Here is an 818-nt window from a genome sequence, read left to right as displayed (position 1 = left end):
ATGGGTGAGGGTAGAGAAGGTGTAGACCAAATAGTTCGAAGCTGTAAGTTACAGGAATGTATAGACAAAGGAAAAGAGGCAATTGGATGGAGCGAAAAGCGGGGAAAAGTGGCAAGAAGGGGAAACAAGGTTAGAGGTATTGGCTGCGCCATAGCCATGCAGGGTTCTGGAATCGCAAAAATCGATATGGGCGCTGCAACGATAAAAATGAACGAAGATGGCTCTTTTAACCTGCTTCTTGGTGCTACGGATCTTGGAACGGGTAGTGATACCATCATGGCACAAATCGCAGCAGAAGTGCTGGAAGTTGACTATGATAAGATAAAGGTTTATTCATCTGACACTGATATGACTCCTTTTGATACTGGCGCCTATGCTTCAAGTACTACTTATGTTTCCGGAAATGCAGTGAGAAAAGCTGCTGAGATGGTAAAGGAAAGGATATTGGAAAAGGCCGCTGTTTATCTTGAAGAACCGGTGGAAAATTTGAGAGTAAAAAACGCCAAAGTGGTTTCGCTAAATACAGATCGTGAAGTAACTTATGAAGAGTTGTGCACTAAGCTCTTTTATACATTCGAGCAAGAACAAATAGCAGCGACGGCCTCTTATGTAGGCGAGGAGTCACCACCACCATTTCTCGCATCTTTTGCAGAGGTTGAGGTCGATCTTGAAACTGGTAAGATTGAGCTTGTGAAATTCGTTTCTTATGCCGATTGTGGTACGCCTTTAAATCCGGTGCAGGCATTGGGGCAACTTGAAGGTGCAACAGTGCAGGGTATAGGATGGGCTCTATTTGAAGATGTTATTTACGGTAAAGA

General features: G+C 43.8%; 1 protein-coding gene. It reads left to right on the top strand.

The genetic code is table 11. From position 1 onward, the window contains the following. Nucleotides 1-818 (top strand): molybdopterin cofactor-binding domain-containing protein (locus AC3LHT_RS01060; protein WP_488661714.1); only part of this gene is annotated, 818 nt, incomplete at both ends.

The sequence above is a fragment of the Kosmotoga sp. genome (assembly GCF_982836095.1).
The sequence above is the reverse complement of the archived record's forward strand: the minus strand, read 5'-3'. Positions and strand labels throughout refer to the sequence as shown.